This is a genomic window from Fibrobacter sp. UWEL (assembly GCF_900142535.1).
Classification (GTDB): domain Bacteria; phylum Fibrobacterota; class Fibrobacteria; order Fibrobacterales; family Fibrobacteraceae; genus Fibrobacter.
On record NZ_FRBE01000042.1, the window covers coordinates 1 to 6651 of the forward strand.

Annotated in this window: 6 protein-coding genes; 2 read left to right on the forward strand and 4 right to left on the reverse strand. The window is 47.3% G+C overall.

The genetic code is table 11. The features are described 5' to 3' along the window. Positions 1-39 precede the first annotated feature (39 nt). The 4 genes from BUB59_RS14615 to BUB59_RS14630 form a co-directional block, all read right to left on the reverse strand. Positions 40-582: a hypothetical protein gene (locus tag BUB59_RS14615; RefSeq protein ID WP_073231347.1), complete on the reverse strand. Its 543-nt coding sequence runs from the start codon at positions 580-582 to the stop codon at positions 40-42. A gap of 228 nt (positions 583-810) precedes the next feature. Next, positions 811-1434 carry an anaerobic ribonucleoside-triphosphate reductase activating protein gene (gene nrdG / locus BUB59_RS14620; RefSeq protein WP_083540369.1) on the reverse strand — a complete coding sequence of 208 codons (624 nt, stop codon included), beginning with the start codon at positions 1432-1434 and terminating at the stop codon, positions 811-813. 150 nt (positions 1435-1584) lie between these two features. Beyond that, a complete protein-coding gene (gene nrdD, locus BUB59_RS14625) occupies positions 1585-1746 on the reverse strand; it encodes an anaerobic ribonucleoside-triphosphate reductase (RefSeq protein WP_073231349.1) in 162 nt (53 codons plus the stop codon). A 63-nt stretch (positions 1747-1809) separates the two neighbouring features. Then, positions 1810-4140, reverse strand: coding sequence for an anaerobic ribonucleoside triphosphate reductase (locus BUB59_RS14630; RefSeq protein WP_073231352.1), 2331 nt, complete (start codon positions 4138-4140; stop codon positions 1810-1812). A 576-nt stretch (positions 4141-4716) separates the two neighbouring features. On the opposite strand from BUB59_RS14630, the gene BUB59_RS15080 reads away from it, so the two are divergent. Together BUB59_RS15080 and BUB59_RS14645 are read left to right on the forward strand one after the other, a co-directional pair. Beyond that, complete coding sequence (locus BUB59_RS15080; protein WP_143160434.1) at positions 4717-5844, forward strand: FISUMP domain-containing protein; 1128 nt, start codon at positions 4717-4719, stop codon at positions 5842-5844. A gap of 205 nt (positions 5845-6049) precedes the next feature. Further along, positions 6050-6651 (forward strand): PD-(D/E)XK nuclease family transposase (locus BUB59_RS14645; protein WP_200778845.1); only part of this gene is annotated, 602 nt, incomplete at its 3' end.

The window sequence follows — 6651 nt, forward strand, 5'->3', positions numbered from 1 at the left end:
AAATAGGATGTGGAAACTCCACTTTTTGTTTATAGGGCCCTAAACGGGCCTTTTTTCATGAATTATTGATTTTACAGAACGAAACTTACATCTTCTTCGCTCATGGCAGTTGGCAATATCTGTAGCCATACCATTTCCGTAATTTTTAACAATATCAGCCTGCCACATCAAGTGACGAAAAGCCCCTCTAGAAGAAGACCGATCATCTGCAGAGAGTGGAATAACTTCAGAAAAATGAATTGCCCTATTTGTGCTACTAGACAAAGGCGGCATCCCATCAACCCCAACATTCCAAGCAATAGATGGATGAAGCATGCCAAGACTAGCAAGACATGTTTTCTGCATCCGCTTCAAAGGGTTACTTGCAGAAGGAATAACAGAACTTTTCATATAGTCTACACCTGTTTTATCAGGAACAACGGAACTAGGAGTCCTAATAAGTTTCTGTAAGCTTAATGAATCAGGACCCGCAAGGAATTCTCCATCGAGTCTTCTCTTGGGATCAAGAATTTCACCAGGAATCCCCAAATCTTTAAAATTGTAGGGAAATTGTTCAAAAGAACCTTCTTTTTCAATAGTCATATGACACTCCTTTTATAATCTCTATCATATCCTGCTAGAGAGTTTAAGTTTGAAGACGAAAGAATGCGAAGACAGAATCTCCCAAGAAACATTCTTTCTGTTATCAACTAATAAGCGAAGCCTATTTAGCCATAAAGAGACTATTAAACAAACCAAGCTAACTTCAAAAAAAAATACCAGCAGGTTCTTCCCGCTGGTATTTTTTTTGTTCGTCTTGTATAAGCGTTCTTACTCGAACAGGTCCGGATGTTCCTGCATTTCTGTGAGCTGGATCTGGTGGAGTACGGCACGGCCTTGGGAGAGGCTAGCCTGCACATCGATGAGACGCTGGTTCTTGGAACCGCGATACTTGAGGGAAAGGCAACGCTGTGCCATAACAAAAGGACCATCCACCAGCATGTCCGCGAAAGTGAGAAGTTCAAGCATGTGGGGATACTTTTCCTTGTGGGCTACAATAGCTTCAAAAACAAATCCCGTAAAGATGACAAGATTCAGGCCACGTTCCTTGATTTCTCGGGCCAGCGGCACAAGGGTTTCCGCCTGGAACATAGGGTCGCCACCGCTAAAGGTAACGCCATCCAGCAGCGGGTTTTCCTCAATCATGGAAAGCACTTCGGAAAGGGAAATCTCATGGCCGCCGTTAAAATCGTGAGTCTGGGGATTATGACAGCCAGGACAATTGTGAGTACAGCCCTGAGTAAAGATAGAGAAGCGAATTCCAGGACCATCTACGAAGGATTCAGACTCAATACCTGCTATGCGAAGTTTCTTACCCTCAAAGCCCTCCGGCGTGGGGAACTGCACTTCATGCAAACCTTGTTCTTCCAAATCATCAATATTCTGAAAACCCATCTTACTCTCTTCTCTTTCGATACTGCTAGATCCTCGATCAAGTCGAGGATGACAAGCGGGGCGACAAACCGCGGGCTATCCCGCAAAATAAAAAAAGCCCACGGCACGCTCCCGCAAAACGCAGGCATGGCCGTGGACATTCAATGCGAATTAGTTGTCGCCGCAGCTGCAACCGTGCTTAACGCGGTCGTTCACTTCAGCAAGCTTTGCATTGTTGAAACGATCAACAGTACCAACCAGGTAACCGGTAATACGACGGATACGTTCGAAGGTCACGCCTTCACCATACTGGGACTTTTCTTTTTCGGACATTTGTCACTCCTTGACTGCTTTTCAGTCGTTTTATCTTTTTTCTTTTTTGTTCTCTTTTAAATCTTAGCGGATACCCAGGAAAGCAGGCATGCCGGGGAACTTCTTGCGAAGTTCTTCAATCTTCTGAGGATCGATTGCGTGGCCATCGCGACGACCGCAACGGGGGCAAACATCGTTAATCACGCCAACATAGCCGCAGACCGGGTCACGGTCAACCGGGTGGTTGATGGAGCCGTAGCCAATGCCGGACTTAGCCATGAAACGAACAATCTTTTCGAATGCGTCCAGGTTCTGAGTCGGGTCGCCGTCCATTTCGATGTAGCTGATATGACCAGCGTTAGTCAGTGCGTGGTACGGAGCTTCCAATTCGATCTTCTTGAAAGCGCTAATCTTGTAGTACACCGGAACGTGGAAGGAGTTGGTGTAGTAATCGCGGTCGGTAACGCCCGGGATAATACCGAACTTCTTCTTGTCCATACGGAGGAAGCGACCAGAGAGGCCTTCTGCCGGAGTAGCGAACAAGGTAATGTTGATGCCAAGACGCTTGGATTCGTTATCACAGAAATCACGCATATGCTGAATAATTTCCAGACCCAGACGCTGAGAGGTTTCAGATTCGCCGTGATGCTTACCGGTGAGAGCCACCAGAGTTTCAGCAAGGCCGATGAAACCGATAGAAAGGGTACCGTCCTTCAGGACATCGCGAACTTCGTCGTTCCAGCCCAGCTTTTCAGAGCCAATCCAGATTCCCTGACCCATAAGGAAGGGGAAGTTCTTCACGCGCTTACGGCTCTGTACTTCCATACGTTCCATGAGCTGGTCGCGAACCAGGCCCAGCATGCGGTCCAGTTCCTTGTAGAACAAGTCAACGGACTTCATCTTGATAGCGATGCGAGGCAGGTTAATAGAGGTAAAGCTCAGGTTGCCACGGCCGAAGGTCACTTCGTGATCGGGGCGAGCGGAGTTACCAATCACGCGGGTACGGCAACCCATGTAAGCAATTTCGGTTTCGGGATGACCCGGCTTGTAGTAAGCCAGGTTATAAGGTGCATCCTGGAAGCTGAAGTTGGGGAACAGGCGCTTTGCGGAAACGCGGCAAGCCAGCTTGAACAAGTCATAGTTGGGGTCACCCGGATTCATGCTGATGCCTTCCTTCACGCGGAAGATCTGAATCGGGAAGATTGCGGTTTCACCACCACCCAAGCCTTCTTCGGTAGTGAGGAGCAGGTTGCGGATCACCATCTGGGCTTCAGGATCGGTGCACATACCATAGTTGATGCTGGAGAACGGAGTCTGAGCACCGGCGCGGCTGTGCATGGAGTTCAAATTGTGGACAAAAGCTTCCATTGCCTGGAAAGTAGCCTTGTCGGTTTCTTCGTAGGCCTGCTTTTCAGCGAACTTCTGAGCACCCATCACCACCTCGGTGGAGAAGGTCTTGGAAAGTTCGTGAGCTTCAGCCTGAACAAACTTTTCGTTGGGGACGAGAGTAGCAACCATGCCCATCTCAGCCATTTCAGCATGGAGCTTCTTGATCATGGGCTGCAGTTCTTCTTCTTCCTTACCGGTCAAGAGAATCAAAGCCTTCACCATGTTGGAGAGGTATGCCTTGCGGTAAGTGATACGAACGCCGTCGGCCATGGCATAGTCAAAGTTAGGAACAGCCTGACCACCATGCTGATCATTCTGGTTGGACTGGATAGCGATAGCGGCGAGAGCGGCATAGCTACGGATGTCCTTCGGTTCACGGAGATGGCCGTGACCGGTATTGAAGCCGTTCTTGAAAAGACGAATCAAGTCAATCTGGCAGCAGGTCATGGTGAGGGCGTAGAAATCCAGGTCATGAATATGGATATCACCTTCGGAATGAGCGCGGCTGTGTTCCGGCTTCAGCATCATCATGGTGTAGAAATGCTTTGCGGATTCGGAACCATACTTGAGCATGGTACCCATGGCGGTGTCGCCATCAATATTTGCGTTTTCACGCTTCAGGTCAGATTCCTTTGCGGAACTGAAAGTAATGTCGCGGAGAGTGTGCATGAGACGAGTGTTCACTTCACGAACACGGGTACGTTCTGCACGATACAGGATGTAGCTCTTGGCGGTGTCACCGTAACCGGCTTCGGTCAAGGCCTTTTCAACAGCATCCTGGATATCTTCAATTTCGGGCTTGGTCTTACCTTCTGCTTCCAGGCGGCCTACGGCGTAAGCAGCAACCTTAAGAGAAGTACTGGTCAGAACGTCTTCACCACCGAGGAGATCCAGCTGAGACTGAGAAGCCTTAATTTGTTCTTCAAGTTCACCAGAGGCACGAAAAGCCTTAACGATGGCGTCGGCAATCTTCTCGATGTTGAACGGCATTTCACGGCCGTCACGCTTCTTCACGGTAAAGATCATCACACAATCCTTATGACAAGGCGGCAAGATTTTTCCTGGTCTGCCGTTTTTTGTCAAAAAAAGTTCTTTTTTTCTTCTTCCACTATATCTTGTGCCATTTTCCTAACCGCCACCACAAGATGTGGTGTATAAGATAACAAAAGAATTTCGATTTTGTATAGTCGAGGGCAAAAAATCTGTAAATTTTTCAAAAAACTGTCACGTTTTTGTAAGTTTTAGGAAAGTATTTGTGACCATCGACACACTATCAACAACTACTCAAAAAAGCACTCACTTTTTTAACCCATTGACACATAAAGATTTATGAATTTCCAATAAAAATCTGGACAATTTTTGAGGACACGTCTTGACAAAAACGCAAGTATTTATACGACCCCTCCGGAAGGAAAATCCAATCTCAAGACGACACAACATATAGTGGCCAGATATAGAAGCCCCAAAGGAAAACCTTAGGGTTCGTCCTATTTTATTATCTTTCCATGGTAAAAACAATCAGGGGTTATGATGAACGTTTTGAAAAAATGTTTTCCGAGTGTCATTCTGAGCAAGCGTAGCGCGTCGAAGAATCTAGTCGCGATGTTATTGGTTACTATGTTGCTTGCGGCCTGCGGGGACGATGGTTCGACAGGTTCACCAACTGGTGTAAAGGACGATGAGTCCTCATCCAGTGTGGAAGAATCCTCCAGCAGTGTCGCCAAGAGCAGCAGTTCCTCCAGTGTCATCCCCGACTCCGATCGGGGATCTAGCAGTTCCTCTAGTGCAAAGGCAAGTTCCAGTTCCTCCAATGTCATCTCGAGCGAAGCCGAGAGATCTAGCAGTTCTGCAAAAAGCAGCTCGTCCTCTAGTGTCACCCTGAGCGGAGGCTCCGCCGGAGTCGAAGGGTCTAGCAGCTCTGTTGCCAAGTCTTCCTCTAGCTCTGCAAAGAGCAGCAGTTCCAGCGCAAAGTCTTCTTCTAGTTCTGTGAAGGTCTCTAGCAGCAGCGAATACGTTCCGTTTAATCATTCTGTGACTTTGGCCGGCGAATTTGAAGTTGGTGAGGACGCCTACAAGCAGTTTGTCGACGAAAGAAATGGCCGTAGCTACTATTACATCACCATCGCCGGTAAGGATACTAGCGGAAACCCCAATTCTGTGACCGTCATGGCAGAAAACCTGAACATCGGCGAAATGGTTCGTGGAATAAAGGAACAGTCAGACGATACAAAGATTGAACGTTACTGCTACAAAAACGACACCACCAGATGTGATATGTACGGTGCACTTTACCAGTGGGCCGAAATGATGCAGTTGCCCAGCAGCTGCAATACAGAAAGCTGTGCCGATAAAATCGAGCCGAACCACCAGGGTATCTGCCCCGATGGCTGGCGCTTGCTTACCTACAATGATTTCTACACCATCTGGCATGCCAATACAAATGATGAAGGTGTAAAGGGCCTTCGTTCATCCTATTTTAGCGGATCCAATTATACAGGATATTCACTACTTGGTAGTGGAATTAGAGAAAAGGAAGGAAACTTCACCAATATTGGAATGGGTGAATTTTGGTATTATCCTGTAGAACGAGAATATGAAGGAGACGCAGGATCTTATGTCCAAACAAACTCTTTAGGAACTTCGTCTATCGAGGCTCCTGGCAGTAATTCTCTTGGTTCAAAAACTTATGGACGTTCCGTCCGTTGCGTAAAGCTAGAAACAGAAGAATAACCATCTCCTAAAAAATTATCCCATAAAAAATATTCTAGGGAACCCTCATGGTGAGGGCTTCCCATTTTTGCGTTTGTGCACTCCCATACGTTTTTACAAGATTTTTACAGAAATTTTGGAAATTTTTCGACCATTACATCGTGTATAGATATGTAAGGCCAATCCGTCTTATGCCATCGCGGGGGCGTTCCCGCTGGGAATCTATATGGCGTCGTTTGAAGAAAATCAAAAACTGGAGTCGGCACTGTGCGCAGTTGGCGCATCGCCTCAGCAGGAAAAGTCCCGCTTCGAGGAACTCTATGAAAAATACAGCAAGTCAAAATATCTGGATCCGCGACTTGATCCCGGATTTAAGCGCTTGCTCAAGAACGGGCCCGCCATGGTCAGCTTCTTGAACGCGATTCTCCATAAGGAAACGGACCTCATCACCCATGTGGATTTTCTGGATTCGGAGTTGGAAGTCCATGCGACTGATTTGCTGAACCTGCGCATGGACATTCACGCTAAGACCGAGTCTGGAATGCATATTGATATCGAGATGCAGAAGATGTCTCTGACCTTTTTTGCAGAACGGGCTATCCTCCAGGAGAGTGCTTTCCTGTGTGTAGAAAAGAAACGTTTCGACGCTGCCATTCGCGAAAAGTATCCTTCTGAAAGCAGGCAGGATGTGGCTGCACGGGAACGTTTCCGCTACGACATTCCTCACGTATACAGCATCTGGATTTGCGACTTTAACGTCAACGACATTGGCGAATATTACGATAGCTGGCATGTCTATAGCGACGAGGCCGTAAAACGTAGTGCATC

Coding starts and splice junctions, on each gene's coding strand:
- BUB59_RS14615 (WP_073231347.1), bottom strand. CDS start 582: ATGACTATTGAAAAAGAAGGTTCTTTTGAACAATTTCCCTACAATTTT.
- nrdG (WP_083540369.1), bottom strand. CDS start 1,434: ATGGGTTTTCAGAATATTGATGATTTGGAAGAACAAGGTTTGCATGAA.
- nrdD (WP_073231349.1), bottom strand. CDS start 1,746: ATGTCCGAAAAAGAAAAGTCCCAGTATGGTGAAGGCGTGACCTTCGAA.
- BUB59_RS14630 (WP_073231352.1), bottom strand. CDS start 4,140: ATGATCTTTACCGTGAAGAAGCGTGACGGCCGTGAAATGCCGTTCAAC.
- BUB59_RS15080 (WP_143160434.1), top strand. CDS start 4,717: ATGTTATTGGTTACTATGTTGCTTGCGGCCTGCGGGGACGATGGTTCG.